This is a genomic window from Streptosporangium sp. NPDC004379 (assembly GCF_042873875.1).
In the GTDB taxonomy this organism is placed as follows: domain Bacteria; phylum Actinomycetota; class Actinomycetes; order Streptosporangiales; family Streptosporangiaceae; genus Streptosporangium.
This window is the reverse complement of record NZ_JBIAMC010000011.1, coordinates 251,504-271,849: the sequence shown is the minus strand read 5'-3', so window position 1 is coordinate 271,849 and position 20,346 is coordinate 251,504. Positions and strand designations below refer to the sequence as shown.

The following is a 20,346-nucleotide window of genomic DNA, read 5'->3' as shown; positions in this document are numbered from 1 at the left end:
ACGTCCCTAGACGTCCCTAACTTGCGGTGCCCGAGTCCCTCCCCGGCGACGAAGCTCATCGGCATACGACCCCGCCTGATCCCGGGGTCTTCGCCCTCCACCATCCGATGGGAGCCGAAACAGTCATGGGCACCGTGAAAGAAAGCCAGCACGCCTACCAGGTGGAGCTGCTCACCGCGCTCCGCAATGAGCTGATCAACCGGGAGATCATCGCGGTCCTGATCACCGACAGCAAGAACCGGCCGTGCCTGGACGTCACCGACAGTGCCTTCCGCCCCCGCCGCGTCTACGCCCACCTGGCGTTCCAGTGGTACTACTGGGGCGCCGAGCACGACGAGCGCGTCTCGTGCCTGAAGCTGTTCCCCGCGGCCGACCGGATCGCCGAGGCGGCGCGGGCCGGCTGGCGCGACGGCGAGCAGGAAGAGCTCGGCCTGGACCTCAGCCAGATCCGCCAGGCCTACCGCTCCTGAACTCGGCCTTCGATGTCGGTTGCTGAGAGCAGGTGGCTGACCGGCGGGCGCATCTACCACCAGCTCGCCGATCGGCTCCGCGCGCAGATCACCGCGGGAACCTACCCGCCGGGCAGCACCCTGCCCTCAGAAACGGCTCTCGCCGACCGGTTCCGCATCGCCCGCTCCACGGCCCGGCGCGGCCTGGCGGTCCTGGAAGACGAGGGTCTCATCGTCACCCTGCCCGGCAAGGGCCGCGTCGTCAGATGCGATGACCCGGACCGGCAGGCGGCCTACCGCTACCAGGCGATCGCCCGCGGCCTGCGCGAGCAGATCCGCACCGGGGCGTTGCCCGCCGGGGCCGTGCTGCCCAGCGAGCACGCGCTGTGCCGCCGGCACCGGGCCTCGCGCAACACCGTCCGCCACGCCCTGGCCGAACTGGAACGCGAAGGACTGATCACCACCGCACACGGCAAGGGCCGATTCATCCGGCCTGCCCCGGATTGAGACGTCTGAGGACGTCCCGGCACTGACCCTGGAAACCTCCCTAAGGTTGACGTCTATCGTGAGCCGTATGGGACATGCTGAATGGGCACGCGACCTGGCCGAAAACCTCCTGCGAAAACCGCTGCCGCGCCGCTGGGCGCACACCCAAGGAGTGGCCGCGCGTGCCGAGTCCCTGGCATCGATCCTCGGGCAGGAAGCCGACCTGCTGACCGCCGCGGCCTGGCTGCACGACATCGGCTACGCACCCGATCTCGTCGACACCGGCTTTCATCCGCTCGACGGCGCCCGGTACCTGCGCGATGTCCACCAGGCCGACGCCCGGCTCTGCCGCCTGGTCGCGCATCACTCCTGCGCGGTCAACGAGGCGCGCAACCGCGACCTCTTCGATGCCCTCACGAGCGAGTTCGATCAGGAACGTCCCGAGCTGGTCGAGGCGCTGACCTACTGTGACATGACCACCGGCCCGGACGGCGTACCGCTCGATGTCACAGAGCGCCTGGCTGAGATCCACTCGCGCTACGGTCCCGAGCATCTCGTCTCGCGATCGATCACGGCGTCTACGCCCTGCATTCTGGCCGCAGTTCGTGCCGTACAAGCCGCGTTGCAGCAAAGCTGAGGCCCTACCGGTCGCACACCAGCACTGTGTTCCCGTCAGGGTCGCGGGTGGTGAAGAAGACGCATACGTCCGGCGATCCAGCGATCTCTCCGGTTTCGCAACCATGGTGCCTCAGAAGGAGATGAGTCTGCGGGAGGTCGTCCACCACCAGGTTGCATGTCGCCCAGGAAAGGCCAGGGTCCGCCTGGATGCCGCTGGCGGGCCCGAGCAACGTCCGGGACGCTCCGCCGCTCGTCTCGGATGAGAGCACCGCGCTCCACCCGTCCACAGAACTGATCTGGAACCCGAACATGTCGCTGTACCAACGCGCGGACTCTTCGACGTCCGTGACGGGGATGAACGCAGTGCCGATTCGTGCAGTAGCCATGGGTCGCACCGTATTCGACCTCACCGACCTTCTCCCCCAGGCCCGTTGGTACGGCCTGCCGACCTCGACCTGTCTTCCGTGAGGGGTCGGCCTCGGTACAGCCCGCAGGCCTCTTATCCGATGTACGGCGCCGCCCGGCCATCGAGGAAGTGGCCGATCCGCAGTCGCATTGACCGGTCCATCGACAGCGCGCCGACCTCTTCGCGAGGAACCCACCGCACCTCACGGGACTCATCACTCGGCGTCGGCTCCCCGGCGATCGGCCGGCCGTGCAGCACGATGGAGAACTCCTGGCGGGCCTCGCCGTTGGAGGTGTAGAGGATGACGTGCTTGGGGTCGGTGTAGGTGCCGACCAGGCCGGTGATCTCACACGTGATGCCGGTCTCCTCCAGCGTCTCGCGAATCGCGGCCTCGGGCAGGGACTCGCCCAGGTCGATCGCACCGCCGGGCACAGCCCAGTTGCCGTTGTCGGATCGGCGGATCATGAGGATCTCGCCGGCGTCGTTGGTGACCACGACGTTGACCGACGGGACCAGGCTGTTGGGCTTGGGTGCGTCGGGGTCGTCGTAGAAGTCGATGCGGCGGGCCATGGCTCAGGACTCTAGCGGGGTGGCGCCGGCCCAGATGGCGTCGAAGCTGCCGGTGTAGGTGGAGACCATGTCGCCGCCGGTGACCTTGCGCAGGTGGAAGACGGGGGCGTTGGCGGCGGGCTGGCCGTAGACGTGGGTGTTGACGAGCAACTGGTCGTCTCCGCGGTAGATCGAGTTGTACAGCACCGTGCGGTGCAGCCGGATCTCCACGCCCTCGATCTGCCGCAGCGGCCGGTAGAGCACCATCACGTTGCGGATCTTGGCGGCCATGCCGTCGTCGATGCCCTCGTCGGCGCCGCGCTGGGCGACCTCGGCGCACTCGGGGTCACCGAGCAGGATGCGGACCCGGGTGCCGGCAGCGGCCTTGTCGGCGAACAGGCGGACGATGCCGGTGTCCTCGGCCAGGAACAGGCCGCTGTAGACCAGCACACCGATCTCCTGCTTGGCGGCGGTGAACAGACGTCCCCAGGCGTCCCGGGGGACGGCCCAGCGGTGCGGGTAGACGGTGACGATCTCACTTTCGGACACGGCCGCGGCCTGCTCGGGCGTTAGCGCCGCCGGCCACAGGTATGCCTCGTCCATACGCAGGAACGACGCCACCGCGTAGCGGTGCTTGCGGTACGGGGTGCGGTCTTTGGTGATCCACCGCTCGACGGTTTTCGGATCGACCGCAATCGACTCGGCGAGGTCGGCCACCGTCGCCCCGCGCTCTAACAGGGCCGCGCGCAGTCGCTCGTTCGGCATTTCACCTGCCACCAGGGGACGTCCAGGGACGGGGCAATCGTATGCCGGACGTCTTGAACATGTCCCGTCCTGTAGTGATCCCGTCCTGCCCTTTGGCCGGATTCTCGTGTCACACCGCACGACACCGACTCGGCGAAGGGAGATGCGACCATGATCGACTTGATGGCCTCGCTGGACGAGGGACCGGTCTGCGCCTGCGGCGCGGCCGTGGAGGAAGGGCAGACGCTCTGCCGTAAGTGCCGCGCCTCGGCGCGGTGGCTGCGCCGTACGGCTCAGCGCCGCCGTAAGGCGAGCAGGCGGCGTGGTGAGGTCCAGCGTCCGGCCGGCTACCCGCGCGGCACCGTGGAGGCGGGGGTGATCTGGACGTGAGCGCGCTTCCCCTCATCGTCGCCCTGGTGCTCGGGGCCGCCACGGCTATCGGCTACGCGCTCGTCCTGATCGGGATGCGTCAGGAGGACCGGTGCATGAGCCTGGGCAAGGTTCCGCCGACCCGTACGGCGGGCCTGGCACGGCGGGTGACCGGCTGCCACGTCCGCGGATGACCGCGAAAGCGGCCTGCTCGATCTACTGGCGGTCGGTCAGTGCCGACTCGACCCGGGCGAGCCGTTCCGACAGGTCCCGCAGGGTGGCGCGGATCTCGGTCAGTTCGTCCGATGAAGCCTCGGGCGGGGCCGGCACGGCGCCCTCCCGGACGAAGACGCCCTTGCCCTGCTGGCCGATGACCAGGCCCTCATTGCGCAGAACGCCGACGGCGAGCTTCACCACGCTCAACGACGCCTCGTAGCGCTCGGCCAGGCGGGTGGTGGACGGCAGCGGGGCGCCGGGGGTGAGGGCGCCGGTGCGGATCTGCTCGCGCAGATCGTCGGCGATCTGCAGGTAGCCGGGCCGCCCGGTGTTCTTGACCATCCCGCGTCTCTCTTCCGCCCGCTGCATGCCTGGTAGTCCAGCTCGGTCTACCAACCTCTTGTTGGTCTACCAACCTCTTACTTCACCACAGACGCGCGACCAAGCCAACCATGAGAACGTTGACAACCGAGCCAACTAGGTTAACTATGTTGGCTACGACGAATAGGAGGTCATTGACCATGCGCAACATCCCGATCCCCGTCGACACCACCAAACTGCAGTTCGTCTGCGTCGCCGCACCCCGCCCCCGCCTGGTCAACAAAGACACCGGCGAGATCAAGACCGACAAGAGCGGCAACCCCGTCTACGAGGTCGCCCTGTCGGCCATCGACGCGACCGGCCGGATCGAACTGCTCCGCGTCAACGTCTCCGGCGAGCCGCCCGTCACCCTCGGCATGCCCGTCCACCCCGTGGACCTGGTCGGCTTCGTGTGGGAGCAGACCCGAGGCGGCGAGGTCCGCTGGGGCATCAGCTACCGCGCCGCCTCGATCCTCCCGGCGGAGGTGAACGCTCTTGCGCGATGACCTACTGACTCTTCTCACCGTTCTGGCCGCCGTGGCGGTCGGGCTGTGGGCTTGGCGGCGCTGGCACTACCGCTCCTTCTGGCTGGTGGCCGGCTACCCGCTCATGGCCCTCACGGTCCGGGCCACCTGGCGCAAGGTCGCCCTCGGCTGCGGCCTGACCAAGAAGCGGCAGCGCTGGTGGTTCACCCTCACCCCCGGCGCGGTCGCCTCCACCGGCCTGGTCAAGGTCCGCCGCCGCTTCCAGCGCATCGCCGTCGACACCAAGCCCTGGATGTGGCTGCCGCTGCCGACCCGGCACGGCTGGCGCGTCACCCTCCATCTGCTGGAAGGGCAGATCCCCGACGACTACAGCCAGGCCGCCGAACGGCTCGCGCACTCCTGGCGGGTCCACGCCGTTCGGGTCTCCTCCCCGCAGCCGGGCCGGGTCGTGCTGGCCGCGACCATGCACGATCCGCTGGTGCGCATCGACCGGCTCCCGCCGTCCGATGCGCTGCTGAAGGTGGTCGTCGGACGGCTGGAGACCGGCAAACCCTGGGAGATCGACTTCCGTACGGTGCCGCACTGGCTCAACGCCGGAGCCACCCAGTCGGGCAAGTCGAACCTCGCCAACGCCCTCATCGTCGGCCTAGCACCGCAGCCGGTCGCCCTGGTCGGCTTCGACCTCAAGGGCGGCGTGGAGTTCACCCCGTACGCGCCCCGGCTCTCAGCGCTGGCCACCACCCGCGCCGAATGCGCGGCCCTGCTCGATGACCTGGTGGCGCTGATGACCGACCGGATGGGCGTCTGCCGTACGGCCGGCGCCCGCAACATCTGGCAACTCCCGCCCGGCGTGCGGCCGACTCCGCTCGTGGTTCTCATCGACGAACTGGCCGAGCTGTACCTGATGGCCGACAAGAGCGAGAAAGACGAGATCGCCCGCACCTCCACGGCCCTGCTGCGCGTCGCCCAGCTCGGCCGGGCCTTCGGCATCTACCTGTTCTGCTGCGGCCAGCGCATCGGCTCCGACCTCGGACCCGGCGTCACCGCCCTGCGCGCCCAGTGCTCGGGCCGGATCTGCCACCGGGTCAACGACCCCGAAACCGCCACCATGACCCTCGGCGACCTCGACCCGGCCGCCCTCGTCTCCGCCCGCGCGATCCCCGCCGAAACGCCCGGTGTCGCCATCATCGCCGGCCAGGACGGCCAGTGGTACCGCGCCCGCTCCTTCCTCGTCACCGAGCAGGCGGCCGAACACGCCGCCCGGATGTACGCCGACCTCACCCCGGCCTGGGCCGACATCACCTCCCACGTCCACGACACCGACACCAGCGACCTTGACCTGACCGAACTCCTCGACGCCTGAACCCACCAACTCGACTCGATCAGAAAGGGGGACACGATGCGACGCCTTGCCCGCCGGCTGCTCGACTCCGGCCCGGTCGTCGTCCTGGCCGCCATCGCGGGTGCCGGATCGTTCACCCACATCCACGACACCGCCACCGAACACGGCCAAGACGGCTGGATGGCCTGGGCCGTGGCCGTCTGCGTCGATCTGACCTGCGTCATGGCCGCCCGCGAACGCCAACGCGACGCCGCGACGGGCCGTCAGCGGTCCGGGCCGGTCTCCTGGCCGGCGCTGGTACTGGCCGGTGGTGTCGTGCTGTCTCTGGCGGCCAACCTGCACCAGGCTGAAGCGTCGGTATGGGGCTGGCTGGTCGCCGCCACGCCCGCCGGGGCGTTTCTCATCGCGGTCTCGATGCTGGAGCGCCGCGCCACCGCCTCCCGGCCTGCGCCGGTCCCGGCGACCGTCACCGCCTCGGCCGCGCCCGTTCCCGCACCGCCGATGCCCGAGCTCACCCCGGTCGACGCAGACGCTCCCGGGTCCGCGGCCGGGCTGCCCCCAGCCCTGGTCACCTTCGCCCGCCGCGTGGCCGACGAGCACCACGCCACACACGGCGCCCCCATCACCGCCGAGACGCTGCGCGCCCGGCTGGGCGTGTCCGACCAGCTCGCTGCCGATCTGCTCCGCACCCTGCACGCCGTTCCTGAAACCGCCTGACAGCAGAGAGGAGAACCACCATGGCAACCACCAACGATCACCGTGCCAACCTGGCCCGCGGACTCGTCAGCCTCGCCGTGTTCACGCTGACCCACCAGGACGTCCCCGTCCCCTCCCACGTCACCGTCACCCACTACGCCAAGGGAAGTGACGAGGAGATCCGCGCCGAGATCGACCGGATCGCCGCCCTGCTCGGCACCGAGACCAGTCCCGGCGACGCAGAGCACGGCCACTACACGACCGCCGTCAGCTTCGGCCCGGTCACCTACCAGGCGGTGGGCATCCTCGCCGCCGCTCGCACCCGCTACCAGGCGCAGACCTCTTACGAGGACTGCATCACCCTCGACCCTCCGGCCTCTTGACCCGAGAGGAGACGCCCGCCGTGCCCGTCCCCGACGACCCCGGGGACCAGATGCCGTTCGTCGTGCTGACCCCTCAGCGCTGGCGCTGCTGCTCCTGCGGCGGAGGCGGCATTACCGGCGACGGTTTGACCTGCTCCTCCTGCGATGGCCTCGGCTTCTGCTGAGCGTCGTCGGCGCCCCCGGCCTGGCCGCATATCCGCCAAGACGCCCGCCAGGTCGGGGGCCATCCCCTTCGCACCCCGACGAGTGAAAGGAGGTCTCCATCTTGCCCGTATCCACGCTCAACCCGCACGCGATCCGCGGCATGATCACCCGCCTGCACGATGCGGACTACTCCCGCTGGGCCGCCCAGATCCGCGCCACGAACGGCTGCCGCCAGCCGATCCACCTGCGCGGCCGCGTCGACCACATCGACCGGGCCACCGGCGAACTGCTCCACCGCTACACCACCCGCACCGAACCCGACGGCGTCCTGCGCGTCCCGTGCAAAACTCGCCGCGCCTCCCGCTGCCCGGCCTGCGCCGAGACCTACCGGGCCGACACCTACCAGCTCATCCGCGCCGGCCTGACCGGCGGCAAGGGCGTCCCGGAGACCGTCACCGCGCACCCGTGCCTGTTCATCACCCTCACCGCCCCCTCCTTCGGCACCGTCCACACCCAGCGGGAGAAGAACGGGAAGATCCTGCCCTGCCACGCCCGGCGCGACGCCCCTACATGCCCGCACGGACGGGTCATGTCCTGCACCGCCCGGCACGGCGCCGAAGAGACCCGCCTTGGCGAACCCCTGTGCGCCGACTGCTACGACTACACCGGCTCGGTCCTGTTCAACGCCCTGGCCCCGCAACTGTGGCGCTACTTCACCGACGCCCTGCGCCGCCGCGTCGCCAAAGCCGCTGGCCTGACCCTCCGGGAGCTCCGCGCGCAGGCCACGATCGCCTTCGCCAAGGTCGCCGAATACCAGCGGCGCGGCGTCGTCCACTTCCACGCCGTCATCCGCCTCGACGGCCCCACCGGACCCACCTCCCCGCCCCCAGCCTGGGCGAGCGCCGACGTCCTGGCCGACGCCGTACGGCACGCCGCCTCCGCCGTCTCCGTCGCCACCCCGGCCGCGGGCGACGAACCCGCCCACGTCCTGCGCTGGGGCGCCCAGCTCGACGTCCGCCCGATCACCCTGAACGGCGACCTCACCGACCAGGCCGTGGCCGGCTACATCGCCAAGTACGCCACCAAGGCCGCCGAATGCGTCGGCACCCTCGACCGGCGCATCAACCCCCTCGACGACCTGGCCGCCCTGCCCCTACGGCAGCACGCCCGACGGCTCATCACCGAATGCTTCCGCCTGGGCACCCTCGATGAGCTGGCCGACCTCCGCCTCGTCCAGTGGGCGCACATGCTCGGCTTCCGCGGCCACTTCTCCACCCGCTCCCGCGGCTACTCCACCACCCTCGGCGACATCCGCGCCGACCGCACCACCTACGCCCGAAACGAGGAGATCACCACCGGCCGGCTCCCCCTCTTCGACGAGGACACCGTCCTCGTCATCGCCGAATGGCAGTACGCCGGAAAGGGCCACTCCCTCGGCGACGCCCTCCTCGCCGCCGCGTTAACCGGCGTCCCTCTGGCTGATCCCGGAGGGCAGCGATGAAGATAATGGATCGTCTCTGGACGGTGGATGAGGTCGCCGCCTACCTCGGAGTACCGGTCGGAACCCTCTACCAGTGGCGGTGCAGGAGGATCGGTCCGCCCGGTCGGCGGATCGGCAAGCACCTGCGCTACCTCCCCGAGGATGTGCACGCCTGGGTCCGGGAGCAGGTATGACCGTCTATGACCGTTGGCATAAGTCCCACCCTGATCCCGGAGAGGCGAAGTGCTCCGAGCACAAGCGGGTGCCGACCACCGAGCACGGCCAGGGGACGCGCTGGCAGGTCCGCTACCGAAATGAGAAGGGGCAGCAGGTCAAGCGCAACTTCGATCGAAAGGCCGACGCCGACCGCTTCGACGTGACGCGCCGGGCCGACGAGCCGCGTGGTGAGTGGATCGATCCCAAGCTCGGACAGACCAGGTTCCAGGTGTACGCGGGAACGTGGATGGCGTCACGGCTGCACAAGCCCGGGACCGCCACGACCTACGAGGGGCACCTGAGAAACCACATCAACCCGGTGTTCGGTCTGACGCCTCTGGTCTCCATACGTCCCACCTCCGTACAGAGGTGGGTCAAGGACCTGCACGCGAAAGGCTTGGCTCCGCGTACGGTCGAGACCGTCTATGTGATCTTCTCCAGCATCATGCGCGGTGCCGTACGGGACGGCATGATCCGCCGTTCTCCCTGCGTCGATATCCGTTTGCCTGAGCCCGACAAGACCACGATCCGGCTCCTCTCCCCCGCCGAAGTGATCGCGCTCTACCGGGCCATGCGGCCCGAGTACGCGCCGTTGGTCCTTCTAGGCGCCATGGCCGGGCTTCGGCAGGGGGAGGCGCTCGGGCTGGCCATCGACCGGATCGACTTCGCCGAGGGCATGCTGACGGTGGACCAGCAGGTCGTGGTGATCGATCGGCGTCCGATGCCGGCCCCGCCTAAGACACGGGCGTCCATCCGTGACGTCCCGATACCGGCCGTCCTCGCCGACGCGCTGGCCGGGCACATCGACCGGCACAAACCCGAGGACGCGTTGTTCCGGACAACGCGCGGCAACCTGATCCGGCGCGACTACTTCAACGCCGACATCCTCAAGCCCGCGATCCTCGCGGCCGGTGTGCCGGTGGACATGACATTCCACGATCTGCGGCACACCTTCGCCAGCACGGCACTCGCCGAGGGCGTGCCGATCTCCGAGGTGTCGCGGTGGCTCGGACACGAGTCCATCACCACGACCGTGGACCTGTACGGGCATCTCGTCCCGGAGGCCTCCGAGCGGGCGCGGACGGCGCTGGACAACGCCTTCGCCTCGGCCCTCGGGTCCGCGTAATGTGCCCCCGATGTGCCCTCTCAAGGATTCGATCTTCCTGAGCGAGGGTTCCGCCGCAGGTCAGAGACGGAGAAGGCGGACGAGTCGGCCTGTAGGCCGGGTTTTGTCCTTCACTGACGTGAAGGGGCGACCATCCATCTAGGGCCGTCGTTGCCGGCGGCCTCAAGCGGTCTACCCGCGCGGCTCGGGCGGGCAGCCCTCGAACGTCGCGCGCGGAACGCTCCGGAGAGCGTCCCTTCTTGACCTTGCTCCAGGTGGGGTTTACCGAGCCGCCCACGTCACCGTGGGCGCTGGTGGTCTCTTACACCACCGTTTCACCCTTACCCCTCCCGCGAAGGAGGGGCGGTCTGTTTTCTGTGGCACTGTCCCGCGGGTCACCCCGGGTCGGCGTTACCGACCACCCTGCCCTGTGGAGCCCGGACCTTCCTCGGCGGGCCCGGAAGGGACCCGACGCGGCCGCCCGGCCGGCTCGTCCGCCGTACTCCAAGCTTATCGGCTCCCAACCGATCTCCAACCGGACGACAAGTCGTCTCCGGTCGAATGTGGAACGCGGGCGGCGCCGAGGAGGGAGCCGCCCGCGCTCCGGACGGACGTGCGGCACGTCACGGCCCCCAGCCTGTACGGACGTCCGGAGCGCAGGCTTCAGCAGGCTTCAGGGACGGGCGGACGTCCGGCGCGCGGATCTCAGCGCGGACGGACGCCCACTCGGTGAACGTTCAGAGCGCGGGGCCTCAGCGCGGACGGACGCCCGCCCGGTGGGCGCCCGGAGAACGGACGTCCACGGACCGGAGGGCCTCAGCGGAGGTGGGAGGTGTCGTTGACCGCCTTCACCACCGCGGGCCCGTCGGCGTAGTACTCGATCAGGGACAGCGCGGCGAGGTCGAGATGCATGCGGTACAGCGCGGAGGGGGGAGCCTCCAGCGCGAGCCGCAGCAGCGTCTTGATCGGCGTGACGTGGGAGACGGCGAGGACCGTCCTGCCCTCGTAGCGCTCGACCAGCCGGTCCCCGGTCGTCCGGACCCGCCGCGCCGCCGTCTCGAAACTCTCCCCACCCGGCGGCGCGGCGGACGGATCCGCCAGCCACGCGGCGAGCTCGTCCGGCCAGCGACGCTGGATCTCGGTGAAGGTGTGGCCCTCCCAGTCGCCGAAGTCGACCTCCTTGAGCCCTTCCTCGACCTCGACCTCCAGCCCCAGCCTCGCCGCGACGATCTCGGCGGTGACGCGGGCTCGCTTGAGCGGCGAGCTGACGACGACCTGGATGCCGTACGGCGGGCGCGACAGCCTGGCGGCGGCGGCCTCGGCCTGGGCGATGCCGACGGAGGTGAGCTCGGGGTCGCCGACGCCGGAGAAGCGACGCTCGGCGGAGAACGGGGTCTCACCGTGCCGGAGCAGCAGCAGCGAGGTCGCCACGGTGGTGGGCGGACGCCAGCCGGTGCCGACGCCGGATCCGGTCGCCGCGGTCGTCTCGGGGTCCGTCCCGTTCGCCGGGCCGTACGGGGCCGGTGTCGCGGTCTCCTCCCCGCCGATGAGGTCCAGCAGGGAGTCCTGGATGGTGGTCGCGGCCCGGTGACCGGCCGGGCCGGGCTCGCGGACCCCCGCCGCGGGCCCACCGGAGACGACCGGGCCGGAAGCCCGGGAAGCGGCTTCACGGGAGACGGTCTCGCGGAACCCGGCGGCAGGCCCACCGGAGGCGGCCGGACCGGTCGGCGGGCCGGAGGCGGACGGGGCGGAGGCGGACGAAGCAGCGGCCGCCTCGCCGGCGAGGCGCCAGGGGCGGCCCTTGGCCGCGGCGTCCATCGCCTCGTTCGCCAGCCGGTCGGCGTCCTTGTTCTTCTCCCGGGGGATCCACCGCCAGGTGACCCGCAGCCGCCGAGCCAGCCCGGCGGCCTCGGAGGCGAGCGGCCGCAGCCCCTCGTTCTTGATCTTCCAGCGGCCGGCCATCTGCTCGATGACCAGTTTGGAGTCCATCCGGACCTCGACGGCCGCGCCGTCGCCGGCGATGGCCAGGAGGGACCGCAGGCCGGCGATCAGCCCGCGGTACTCGGCGACGTTGTTGGTCTGGGTTCCGATCGCCTCGGCGGTCTCGGCCAGCACCTGACCGTCCGAGGCGTCCTTGACGACGGCGCCGTACCCGGCGGGCCCCGGGTTGCCCCGGGAGCCGCCGTCGGCCTCGATGACGAAGGAGGTCACAGGCCCGATTCCGCGGTGCGGACCAGGATGCGGCGGCACTCCTCGCAGCGGATCACCTCGTCGTGGGAGGTGGCCTTGATGCGGTTGATCTCCGCGATGGACAGGCTCGTGCGGCAGCCGAGACAGCGGGCGCCCTGGAGCATGGCGGCGCCCACCCCGAACTGCTCGCGCAGCTTCTCGTAGAGGGAGAGCAGGTCGGCGGGGATCTCGGTGGCGACGTCGCCGCGCTTGCCCTTGACCTCGCCGTTCTCCTTGTCGATCTCGGCGAAGGCGGCGTCCCTGCGGTCCTCGGCGTCGGCGCGGAGCCCGGCGAGCCGGTCCCGCTCGGCGGAGAGCTTGGTGACCTGCTCGTCGGCCGCCTCGCGGCGCTCCATGATCTCCAGGACGACCTCCTCCAGGTCGCTCTGGCGGCGGTGCAGGGAGGCGATCTCGGACTGGAGGCTCGCGAGGTCCTTCGGAGAGGTCACCTGGCCGGAGTCGAGGCGCTTCTGGTCGCGGTCGGCGCGGACGCGGACCGAGTCGACGTCGGACTCGGCCTTGGTCTGCTCGCGGGCGAGGTCGCCCGCCTCGGTCTCGGCGGCGATGACCTGCGTGGCGAGCCGGGCCACGCGGGCCGACAGGTCGTCGATCTCGGCCAGCTCGGGCAGGGTGCGGCGGCGATGGGCCAGCCGGTCGATGACGGAGTCGAGTTCGGCCAGGTCGAGTAGGCGCTTCTGCGCCGCCGGGGCTGCTTTCACTTCAGATCCTCGCACTCTGCTGTTGTCGTCCAGGCGTCCGTGACCGTCTCGGATACGCGCGTCTCCACAGTATTCCCCTTCGCGGCCAGTCCGGATGCCAGGCGGCGCGCCGCGTCGGCGAGCCAGGGCCACTCGGTCGCCCAGTGGGCGGCGTCGATCAGCGCCGGCCCCCCGGGCTCCTCGGTGAACTCGCTGGCCGGGTGGTGGCGCAGGTCGGCGGTGAGGAACACGTCCACCCCGGCGGCGCGGGCCGCGCCGAGGAGGGAGTCGCCGGAGCCGCCGCTCACCGCGACGCGCCGTACCTCGCGGTCGGGGTCTCCGGCGATCCGCAGGCCGCCGGCGGTGGCGGGCAGGCCCCGCGCCGCCTGCCGGGCGAACTCGCGCAGGGTGACGGGGGCGGGCGGCGATCCGACGCGGCCGAGGCCGCGGCGTGGGTCGTCGGCGGCGGGGACGAGGGGGGTGAGCGGGCCGGTGAGGCCGACGGCGCGGGCCAGCGCGTCGGAGACGCCGGGGTCGGCGACGTCGGCGTTGGTGTGCGCGGCGAACAGGGCGATGTCGTTTCTGATCAGTGTGTGGACCAGGCGGCCCTTGAAGGTGGTGGCAGCCACGCTGGTGGTGCCGCGCAGGTAGAGGGGGTGGTGGGTGACGATCAGGTCGGCGTTCCAGGCTCGGGCCTCCTCGGCCACGACCGGCACCGGGTCCACGGCGAACAGGATCCGCCGCACCGGCGCGGCGGGGTCTCCGCAGACGAGCCCGACCGCGTCCCAGGACTCGGCCCAGCGGGGGTCGTAGGTCGATTCGAGCTCGGTGACGACGTCAGCAAGGGTAGGCACGTGCGCAGACTACCGGCCGGCCCGGCGGCCGGTACGGACGGCGTTCCCGGCGTTCTCCGACCACCACGGCTCCCTCACGGAGGGCCGGCCGGCGCGAAGACCCTGCCGGTGGGGCGCGCCCTCGTCGCGGGCCGGAGCCGGCCCCTCCGCGCGGTCTTTACTTCGCCGCCCGGTCTGCAGGACGCTGATCTCCGGCGGAGCGCACGGCCCGCCGGGGTCTCCCCGGCGGGCGGGCACGGGCATCCGGGAGGGCGGGCGCATGGGGCCGACTGTCGCGATCATCGGGGCCGGGTTCGCCGGCCTGTGCATGGCCATCCGGCTGAAGGAGGCCGGGATCGGTTCGTTCACGGTCTTCGAGCGGGGGCCGGGCATCGGAGGCACCTGGCGGGACAACACCTACCCGGGGGCGGGGTGCGACATCCCCTCGCACCTGTACTCCTTCTCCTTCGAGAGGTATTCGAGCTGGACCCGCCGCTATCCCGGGCAGCCGGAGATCCTCTCCTACCTGGAGATGTGCGCCGACAGGTACGGCGTGCGGCCGCACGTCCGGCTGGACACCGAGGTCACGGCCGCCGTCTACGACGAGTCGCTGGGCCGCTGGCGGGTGCGGACCGATGCCGGGGAGGAGCTGTTCGACGTGGTGGTGTCGGCGGTGGGGCAGCTCAGCCGTCCCCACCTGCCGGACATCCCCGGCATGGAGGACTTCCGGGGCGTCTCCTTCCACTCGGCCCGCTGGGACCACTCGGCGGACCTGACCGGGCGGCGGGTCGCGGTGATCGGGAGCGGGTCGTCGGCGGCGCAGCTCATCCCGCCGGTGGCCGAGGCCGCGGCCCACCTGGACGTCTTCCAGCGCACCCCCAACTGGGTGCTCCCCAAGCCCGGCGGCGTCTTCGGTCCCGTCGCCCGGACGGCCCTGCGCCGGGTGCCGTTCCTGCAGCGCGGGTACCGGGAGTGGTTCTACCGGTACACCGAGGGCACCCTCTATCCCGCCCTGTCCGGCGGGTGGAGCGCCGGGATGGTGCGCGAGCGGGCCCTGGCCCACCTGCGGGCACAGGTGCCGGACCCGGCGCTGCGGGCGAGGCTGACCCCGGACTACCCGGTCGGCTGCCGGCGGATCGTCATCGACAGCGGGTTCTATCCCGCGCTGACGCGGCCGGACGTGGACGTCGTCACCGAGCCGATCGTCCGCGTCACGCCGGGCGGCGTGGAGACGACCGGCGGGCTCCGCGAGGCCGATGCGATCGTCTACGCGACCGGTTTCGACGCCACCGGCTTCCTGTCGCCCGTCGAGGTGGTGGGCCGCGGCGGGCGCCGCCTGGCCGAGGAGTGGAAGGACGGCGCCGAGGCGTACCTCGGGATCGCGGTACCGCGCTTCCCGAACCTGTTCCTGCTGTACGGTCCCAACACCAACCTGGGCCACACCTCGATCGTCTTCATGATCGAGTGCCAGGTCCGGTACGTCATGGGCTGCCTGCCGTACCTGGTGGAGCGGGGGCCGATGGAGGTGGATCCCGCGGCGATGGACGCCTGGCGGCGGCGTCTCGCGGAGGCCATGGGCTCGACGGTGTGGCAGGCGGGCTGCACGAGCTGGTACAAGGACGCGGCGGGCCGGATCACCACGAACTGGCCGGGCCCGACCACCCTCTATCGGCGGCTCACCAGGGCGCCCCGGCCGTCGGCGTTCCGCTTCGCCCGCTGACGGCCGTACGCCTACTGACGGCCGTACGGCCGCGGCACGGGCGGCGGGCCGCCCCGTACGCGATGGGCCGGTGGCCGTGCGTGGCGGGTCGCTGGGCCGTGCGTGGCGGGCCGTGCGGCGCGGAGGGCCGGTTGCCGGTAACGTCGCGGGGGCCGAACCGCCACCCGCGAAGAAGGGCCCGCCCGTGTCCGTTGACCTCCACCGTGCCGCCGTGGTCGCCGACACCCACAACGACCTGCTGATGGCCGTCACCGCCCGGCCGCCGAAGCGGTGGGCGGCGTTCTTCCGCGAGCGCTGGCTGCCCCAGCTCCGCGAGGGCGGGGTGAACGTGCAGGTGCTGCCGGTGTTCGTGGACGACGGGTTCCGGCCCGAAGGCGCGCTCCGGCAGACGCTGCGCATGATCGAGTGCGCGCACGTCATCGCCGAGGGCAACGCCGACGCGGTACGGCTGTGCGCCGACGGCGCACAGATCGATGCCGCGCTCGCCGAGGACCGGATCGCCCTGGTGCTGGCGCTGGAGAGCGCCCCCGGCCTGGACGCGAACGTCGAGCTGCTGTCCACCGTGCACCGGCTGGGCGTGCGGGTCGCCTCGATCGCGCACGTGGGCCGTACGGCGCTGGCCGACGGCAGCGGCGAGGACGCCACCGGCGGCCGGCTCACCGCGGCCGGGGTGGAGGCCGTCCGGGAGATGGAGCGGCTGGGCATGATCTTCGACATCTCGCACCTGAGCGCCTCCGGGGTCGCGCACGTGCTGGAGCTGGCCACCCGGCCGGTGATGGCGACCCACTCCGCGGCGCGGGCGCTGCGCGACCACCACCGCAACCTCACCGACGAACAGATCCGCGGCGTGGCCGCGACGGGCGGCGTGGTGTGCGTCAACTTCCTGGCGGCCTTCCTGGCGGAGGACGCGGCCGACCACACGATGGACCGGCTGGTGGACCACATCGAGCACGTGGTGAGCGTCGGCGGGCTCGACCACGTGGGCCTGGGCCCCGACTTCATGCGTGAGGTCATGACCGACCTCACTCCCCCGTGCTGTGAGGGGTTCAGCTACAGCGGCGTGGACGCCTGGGCGGCCGTCCCGGGGCTGGCCGGGCCGAGCGGCCTGCCGCTGGTCACCGACGCGCTGCTCAAGCACGGGTTCTCCGACGAGGAGGTCGTCAAGATCGTCGGCGGTAACGTCCTGCGGCTGTTCCGCGAGGAGCTGGGCCGCCCGGCCTGATCACGGGAGTTCCCGGGCTCGGGCCGGGCCGGTCCGGAAGGCGGCCCGCCCGGCCCCGAGACGGTTCCGTGCTCTCAGGACCCGGCTCGGGCAGGACCCGGCTCGGGCAGGACCCCGCTCGGGCAGGACCCCGCTCGGACAGGACCCCGCTCAGGCGGGGCCCGCCGCGGCTCCGGGGGCGCGGTCCGTCAGGTAGTCCTCGCGCAGCCGGGAACGGGAGAGCTTGCCGGTGGGGGTGCGCGGCAGCTCGTCGCGGAACTCGATGATCCGGGGGTGCTTGAACCGGGCCAGGCGCGGGCCGAGGTGGTCCAGCAGCTCCTGCGGGGTGGGCCGGGCGCCCGGCGCGGGCTGGACGAGCGCGGCGACGCGGTGGCCCCACTCCTCGTCGGGCACGCCGATCACCGCGACGTCGGCGACCGCCGGGTGCTCCAGCAGCGCGGCCTCGACCTCCGCCGGGTAGATGTTCACCCCGCCGGAGACGATCAGGTCGGTACGGCGGTCGCACAGGAACAGGTACCCGTCCTTGTCCAGGAACCCGATGTCGCCGGGCGCGTACCACTCGCCGCGCATGCCGGCGGCGGTCTTGGCCGGGTCCTTGCGGTAGGTGAAGCGGCTAAGACCCGACTTGACGTACACCATGCCGGGCTCTCCCGGCGGCAGCTCCTCGCCCTCGGGGCCGAGGATCCTCGCCTCGAACCCGGGGACGGGACGGCCGACCGTGCCGGGGCGCTCCAGCCACTCGTGCGGCTTGACGGCGAAGGCGATGGCCGCCTCGGTGGAGCCGTAGTACTCGTACAGGACCGGGCCCCACCAGTCCATGACGGCCTTCTTCACCGCCGGCGGGCAGGCCGCGCCGGTGTGCATCACCTGCCGCAGCGACGACAGGTCGTAGGAGCGGCGGACCTCCTCGGGCAGCCGCAGCATCCGGTGGAACATCGTCGGCACCATCATGGAGTTGGTCACCCGGTGGCGGTCCACCAGCTCCAGCACCCCGGCCGGGTCGAAGCCGGGGGCGATCACGAGGGTGTGGCCCAGGTGCAGGGCGAACATGGTGTGCGCGCACGGCGCGGAGTGGTACATCGGCGAGGTCACCAGGTGGATCCCGTCGCCCGGCCGCAGGTCGCAGACCTCGCCGAGGAACCAGGTGACGGCCGGGACGGCGGCCTCCGGCTCGGCGCCGGACAGCCGCCGCTGGACGCCCTTGGGGAAGCCGGTGGTGCCGGAGGTGTACCACATGACCGATCCGGCGGTCCGGTCCCCGGGGTCGGTCGCCGGCTGCCCGGCGGCCAGGCCGGCGGCGGTGAGCGCCCCGGCCACGGGGCGGTCCGGTCCGGCGACCACGACCCGGGCGTCGCAGTCGGCGAGGATGTAGGCGATCTCCGCGTCCGTCAGGTGCCAGTTGACCGGCACGTAGTACAGGCCGATCTGGCCGGTGGCCATCAGCATGACCACCTGGTCCAGGCCGTTGGGCAGCACCCCGGCGACCACGTCGCCCCGGGTGAGCCCGCGGGCGCGCAGGCCGTGCGAGACCCGGTTCACCAGGGCGAGCAGCTCGCCGTACGAGGTGGTCGTGCCGTCGGCGTCGATCACCGCGCGGCGTCCCGGGTCGGCGTGTGCGATCCGGTAGAAGCCGGGGAGAGCGGTGATGTCGGGCATGGGTCCTCCCGGTGCCGTCGGCCGACGGGACGCGAACGGGACCGCGGAGTACGGCGGACTCCCCTTTTCATCCCTTTTGTAGTAGAGATGCGCGCGGCGGTGTCCGGCGAAACCGGAAAGGCGGGACGGGGAGCGGCTAGGGTTCCGATGTGGCACGGGGATTCGGGCGTCTGCGGCGTGACGACCTGCTCCGCGCGGCCTGCGGCGTGATCGCCGCACGGGGGTTCGGGCGCACGCGCACGACCGACATCGCGCGGGCCGCGGGGTCAGCCAGGCGCTGCTGTTCTATCACTTCGAGACGAGGGAGAAGATGCTCGCGCATGCCCTCGCCTACGCGGCCGAGCGTGACCTGGCGGCCCTGGAGAGACTGGAGGCGTCGGGCGGCTCCCCGCCGGAGCGGCTGCGCGCCCTGCTCGCCCTCTACTCCCCCGGCGGGCGTCCCACCTCGTGGACGCTGTGGATCGACGCCCGCGCCGAGTCGGTGCGCGACGCCGACCTGAAGGCGATCTGCCGGGAGACCGGCCTGCGCTGGCGGCGGGCGCTGCGCTCCGTCGTCGACGAGGGGGTCGGGACCGGCGCCTTCGCCTGCGCCGACCCCGAGGGCTCGGTCTGGCGGATCATCGCGCTCGTCGACGGCCTGGCCGTCCAGGCGACCGCGCACCGGCGGCTGCTGACCCGGGCCCGGCTGGCAGAGCTCGTCCGCGCGTCCGCCGAGCTGGAGCTGGGTCTGCCGCGTGGCGCGTTGTCCTGAGCCGACCGCCGGGCCACCAGCGGCCTCCGGGCGACCGCCGCCCGCCGGGCCACCACCGCCCGCCGGGCCACCACCGCCCGCCCGGCGACCGCCGTGCGCCGCGTGACCTCCTCCCGCCGGACGGTGGGCTCCCGCCGGGCGACCGGCGTCCACCGGGCCGCCACCGGCCGCCGGGCAGCACGACCATGAGCATGGCCAGGGCGATGAGCCCGCCGCCGACGAGGAAGGTGCCGGTGAGCGGCTCACCGTACGCCGCGACGGCCAGGGCGGTGACCCAGAGTGGCTGGGCCGACAGGATCACCGCGGCGGGCACCGGCGGCACGTGGAGCTGCCCGAAGGAGCGGGCCAGGAAGCCGAGGGCGCAGGCGACGACCGACAGGTGACCCAGGACCGCCCAGTCGGCCGGGGTGGCGGGCAGCGTGAGGCCGCCGGGCACGGCGAGGACGCCGGTCATGAGCGCGATGGTGCCGAGCTGGATCACCGCGATCGGGTAGGCGTCGCGGCGGGCGCCGTCGTAGCCGCCCAGCACCAGCGTGTGCGCCGCGTACAGCACCGCCGACAGCAGCGTTACGGCCAGCGCGGGCAGTGACACGTCGCCGCCCTCGGCCTCCTTCAGCAGCGTGAAGGCCGCCATCGCGGTCGTCGCGAGCGCCACCGCGACCCAGGTGCGGCCGGAGATCCGGGCGCCGGTCAGGATCAGCCCGAGGAGCGGGGTGATCACCACGTAGGAGCCGACGGCGAAGCCCGAGACCGAGGAGGGGAGGTCGCTCAGGGCGACCGCCTGGGCGGTCTGGCCGACGCCGAACACCAGGCCGAGCAGGGCTCCGGTCAGCCACGTCCGCTCCGACAGTCCCCGCAGGCAGCGGGGGCGGATCGCGACCAGGACGAGCGTGGCGATGCCGTACCGCTCGGTGAGCAGGTCGGCCACGGGCACGCGGGCGATGAGGTCCTTCATCAGCGGAAAGGCCGAGCCCCAGGCCGCGCTGACGAACAACAGGAGGACGGTTCCCAGGAGGGGACGGGGGGCGGACGCCGCTGTCATACCCGGAAGGATTGCATCACGTTCGGCGACGTTGACGTCACCGAATGAATCGGAGTGGTCCTAATACGCCTCTGAGGAAGTCCGTTCCACCGGCGTGTGACACCTCACACCCCAGACAGCGGTTTTTGAGGCTTACAAGCGTTCCGT

Annotated in this window: 24 protein-coding genes, 1 other RNA gene and 1 pseudogene; 16 read left to right on the top strand and 10 right to left on the bottom strand. The window is 71.7% G+C overall.

What is annotated here, in order from left to right:
• Positions 1 to 125: 125 nt before the first annotated feature.
• From ACFYSC_RS24385 to ACFYSC_RS24375, 3 genes are all read left to right on the top strand, one after another.
• Positions 126 to 470: a hypothetical protein gene (locus ACFYSC_RS24385; RefSeq protein ID WP_389965803.1), complete on the top strand. Its 345-nt coding sequence runs from the start codon at positions 126 to 128 to the stop codon at positions 468 to 470.
• A 12-nt stretch (positions 471 to 482) separates the two neighbouring features.
• Positions 483 to 956 (top strand): GntR family transcriptional regulator, encoded by a 474-nt coding sequence (locus ACFYSC_RS24380; protein WP_389965801.1) that lies wholly within the window; start codon positions 483 to 485, stop codon positions 954 to 956.
• Between the two features lie 67 nt (positions 957 to 1,023).
• Positions 1,024 to 1,572 carry an HD domain-containing protein gene (locus tag ACFYSC_RS24375; protein WP_389965798.1) on the top strand — a complete coding sequence of 183 codons (549 nt, stop codon included), beginning with the start codon at positions 1,024 to 1,026 and terminating at the stop codon, positions 1,570 to 1,572.
• Between the two features lie 4 nt (positions 1,573 to 1,576).
• On the opposite strand, the gene ACFYSC_RS24370 is transcribed toward ACFYSC_RS24375, so the two are convergent.
• The 3 genes from ACFYSC_RS24370 to ACFYSC_RS24360 all read right to left on the bottom strand — a co-directional run bounded on the left by ACFYSC_RS24370 (position 1,577) and on the right by ACFYSC_RS24360 (position 3,273).
• Complete coding sequence (locus ACFYSC_RS24370) at positions 1,577 to 1,939, bottom strand: VOC family protein (RefSeq protein WP_389965795.1); 363 nt, start codon at positions 1,937 to 1,939, stop codon at positions 1,577 to 1,579.
• Between the two features lie 113 nt (positions 1,940 to 2,052).
• Positions 2,053 to 2,529 carry an NUDIX hydrolase gene (locus tag ACFYSC_RS24365; RefSeq protein ID WP_389965792.1) on the bottom strand — a complete coding sequence of 159 codons (477 nt, stop codon included), beginning with the start codon at positions 2,527 to 2,529 and terminating at the stop codon, positions 2,053 to 2,055.
• Positions 2,530 to 2,532: 3 nt separating this feature from the next.
• Positions 2,533 to 3,273 (bottom strand): helix-turn-helix domain-containing protein, encoded by a 741-nt coding sequence (locus ACFYSC_RS24360; RefSeq protein ID WP_389965789.1) that lies wholly within the window; start codon positions 3,271 to 3,273, stop codon positions 2,533 to 2,535.
• Between the two features lie 150 nt (positions 3,274 to 3,423).
• On the opposite strand from ACFYSC_RS24360, the gene ACFYSC_RS24355 reads away from it, so the two are divergent.
• Both ACFYSC_RS24355 and ACFYSC_RS24350 read left to right on the top strand, forming a co-directional pair.
• Positions 3,424 to 3,642 carry a hypothetical protein gene (locus ACFYSC_RS24355; protein ID WP_389965787.1) on the top strand — a complete coding sequence of 73 codons (219 nt, stop codon included), beginning with the start codon at positions 3,424 to 3,426 and terminating at the stop codon, positions 3,640 to 3,642.
• Positions 3,639 to 3,815 carry a hypothetical protein gene (locus tag ACFYSC_RS24350; protein ID WP_389965784.1) on the top strand — a complete coding sequence of 59 codons (177 nt, stop codon included), beginning with the start codon at positions 3,639 to 3,641 and terminating at the stop codon, positions 3,813 to 3,815. The genes ACFYSC_RS24355 and ACFYSC_RS24350 overlap by 4 nt, the downstream gene beginning before the upstream one ends.
• A 22-nt stretch (positions 3,816 to 3,837) precedes the next feature.
• On the opposite strand, the gene ACFYSC_RS24345 is transcribed toward ACFYSC_RS24350, so the two are convergent.
• Positions 3,838 to 4,179 (bottom strand): GntR family transcriptional regulator, encoded by a 342-nt coding sequence (locus ACFYSC_RS24345; protein WP_389965781.1) that lies wholly within the window; start codon positions 4,177 to 4,179, stop codon positions 3,838 to 3,840.
• A gap of 179 nt (positions 4,180 to 4,358) precedes the next feature.
• On the opposite strand from ACFYSC_RS24345, the gene ACFYSC_RS24340 reads away from it, so the two are divergent.
• The 8 genes from ACFYSC_RS24340 to ACFYSC_RS24305 all read left to right on the top strand — a co-directional run bounded on the left by ACFYSC_RS24340 (position 4,359) and on the right by ACFYSC_RS24305 (position 10,069).
• Positions 4,359 to 4,703, top strand: a complete 345-nt coding sequence (locus tag ACFYSC_RS24340) for a hypothetical protein (protein WP_389965774.1) — start codon at positions 4,359 to 4,361, stop codon at positions 4,701 to 4,703.
• Positions 4,693 to 6,045 carry an FtsK/SpoIIIE domain-containing protein gene (locus ACFYSC_RS24335; protein WP_389965771.1) on the top strand — a complete coding sequence of 451 codons (1,353 nt, stop codon included), beginning with the start codon at positions 4,693 to 4,695 and terminating at the stop codon, positions 6,043 to 6,045. Before ACFYSC_RS24340 ends, ACFYSC_RS24335 begins: the two co-directional genes overlap by 11 nt.
• A 36-nt stretch (positions 6,046 to 6,081) precedes the next feature.
• Positions 6,082 to 6,741, top strand: a complete 660-nt coding sequence (locus ACFYSC_RS24330; protein WP_389965768.1) for a DUF2637 domain-containing protein — start codon at positions 6,082 to 6,084, stop codon at positions 6,739 to 6,741.
• 20 nt (positions 6,742 to 6,761) lie between these two features.
• Positions 6,762 to 7,103: a hypothetical protein gene (locus tag ACFYSC_RS24325; RefSeq protein WP_389965765.1), complete on the top strand. Its 342-nt coding sequence runs from the start codon at positions 6,762 to 6,764 to the stop codon at positions 7,101 to 7,103.
• On the top strand, positions 7,100 to 7,267 hold the full coding sequence (locus ACFYSC_RS24320) for a hypothetical protein (protein WP_389965762.1): 168 nt from the start codon (positions 7,100 to 7,102) through the stop codon (positions 7,265 to 7,267). The genes ACFYSC_RS24325 and ACFYSC_RS24320 overlap by 4 nt, the downstream gene beginning before the upstream one ends.
• Before the next feature lie 140 nt (positions 7,268 to 7,407).
• Positions 7,408 to 8,748: a replication initiator gene (locus ACFYSC_RS24315; protein ID WP_389965909.1), complete on the top strand. Its 1,341-nt coding sequence runs from the start codon at positions 7,408 to 7,410 to the stop codon at positions 8,746 to 8,748.
• Between the two features lie 5 nt (positions 8,749 to 8,753).
• Positions 8,754 to 8,921, top strand: coding sequence for a helix-turn-helix transcriptional regulator (locus ACFYSC_RS24310; RefSeq protein ID WP_389965759.1), 168 nt, complete (start codon positions 8,754 to 8,756; stop codon positions 8,919 to 8,921).
• Complete coding sequence (locus ACFYSC_RS24305) at positions 8,918 to 10,069, top strand: tyrosine-type recombinase/integrase (protein WP_389965755.1); 1,152 nt, start codon at positions 8,918 to 8,920, stop codon at positions 10,067 to 10,069. The genes ACFYSC_RS24310 and ACFYSC_RS24305 overlap by 4 nt, the downstream gene beginning before the upstream one ends.
• A 76-nt stretch (positions 10,070 to 10,145) precedes the next feature.
• Here the strand turns inward: ACFYSC_RS24305 and rnpB are convergent.
• From rnpB to ACFYSC_RS24285, 4 genes are all read right to left on the bottom strand, one after another.
• An RNA gene (gene rnpB / locus ACFYSC_RS24300) (RNase P RNA component class A) lies at positions 10,146 to 10,541 on the bottom strand.
• A gap of 323 nt (positions 10,542 to 10,864) precedes the next feature.
• A complete protein-coding gene (locus ACFYSC_RS24295) occupies positions 10,865 to 12,259 on the bottom strand; it encodes a bifunctional RNase H/acid phosphatase (RefSeq protein ID WP_389965752.1) in 1,395 nt (464 codons plus the stop codon).
• Complete coding sequence (locus ACFYSC_RS24290; RefSeq protein ID WP_362944927.1) at positions 12,256 to 12,996, bottom strand: C4-type zinc ribbon domain-containing protein; 741 nt, start codon at positions 12,994 to 12,996, stop codon at positions 12,256 to 12,258. The genes ACFYSC_RS24295 and ACFYSC_RS24290 overlap by 4 nt, the downstream gene beginning before the upstream one ends.
• Positions 12,993 to 13,829, bottom strand: a complete 837-nt coding sequence (locus ACFYSC_RS24285; protein WP_389965749.1) for a Nif3-like dinuclear metal center hexameric protein — start codon at positions 13,827 to 13,829, stop codon at positions 12,993 to 12,995. The genes ACFYSC_RS24290 and ACFYSC_RS24285 overlap by 4 nt, the downstream gene beginning before the upstream one ends.
• A 259-nt stretch (positions 13,830 to 14,088) precedes the next feature.
• Between ACFYSC_RS24285 and ACFYSC_RS24280 the strand changes: the two genes are divergently transcribed.
• Entirely contained in the window at positions 14,089 to 15,528 is a 1,440-nt protein-coding gene (locus ACFYSC_RS24280) for a flavin-containing monooxygenase (protein WP_389965746.1), read from the top strand.
• Between the two features lie 184 nt (positions 15,529 to 15,712).
• Positions 15,713 to 16,750, top strand: coding sequence for a dipeptidase (locus ACFYSC_RS24275; protein ID WP_389965743.1), 1,038 nt, complete (start codon positions 15,713 to 15,715; stop codon positions 16,748 to 16,750).
• A 150-nt stretch (positions 16,751 to 16,900) separates the two neighbouring features.
• On the opposite strand, the gene ACFYSC_RS24270 is transcribed toward ACFYSC_RS24275, so the two are convergent.
• Complete coding sequence (locus ACFYSC_RS24270; protein WP_389965739.1) at positions 16,901 to 18,406, bottom strand: AMP-binding protein; 1,506 nt, start codon at positions 18,404 to 18,406, stop codon at positions 16,901 to 16,903.
• Positions 18,407 to 18,716: 310 nt separating this feature from the next.
• Here ACFYSC_RS24270 and ACFYSC_RS24265 point away from each other — a divergent pair, with 310 nt between their 5' ends.
• Entirely contained in the window at positions 18,717 to 19,157 is a 441-nt protein-coding gene (locus tag ACFYSC_RS24265) for a TetR family transcriptional regulator C-terminal domain-containing protein (protein WP_389965736.1), read from the top strand.
• Positions 19,158 to 19,347: 190 nt separating this feature from the next.
• Here the strand turns inward: ACFYSC_RS24265 and ACFYSC_RS24260 are convergent.
• Positions 19,348 to 20,199: pseudogene (locus ACFYSC_RS24260) on the bottom strand (DMT family transporter); the annotation flags it as partial.
• Between the last annotated feature and the right edge of the window lie 147 nt (positions 20,200 to 20,346).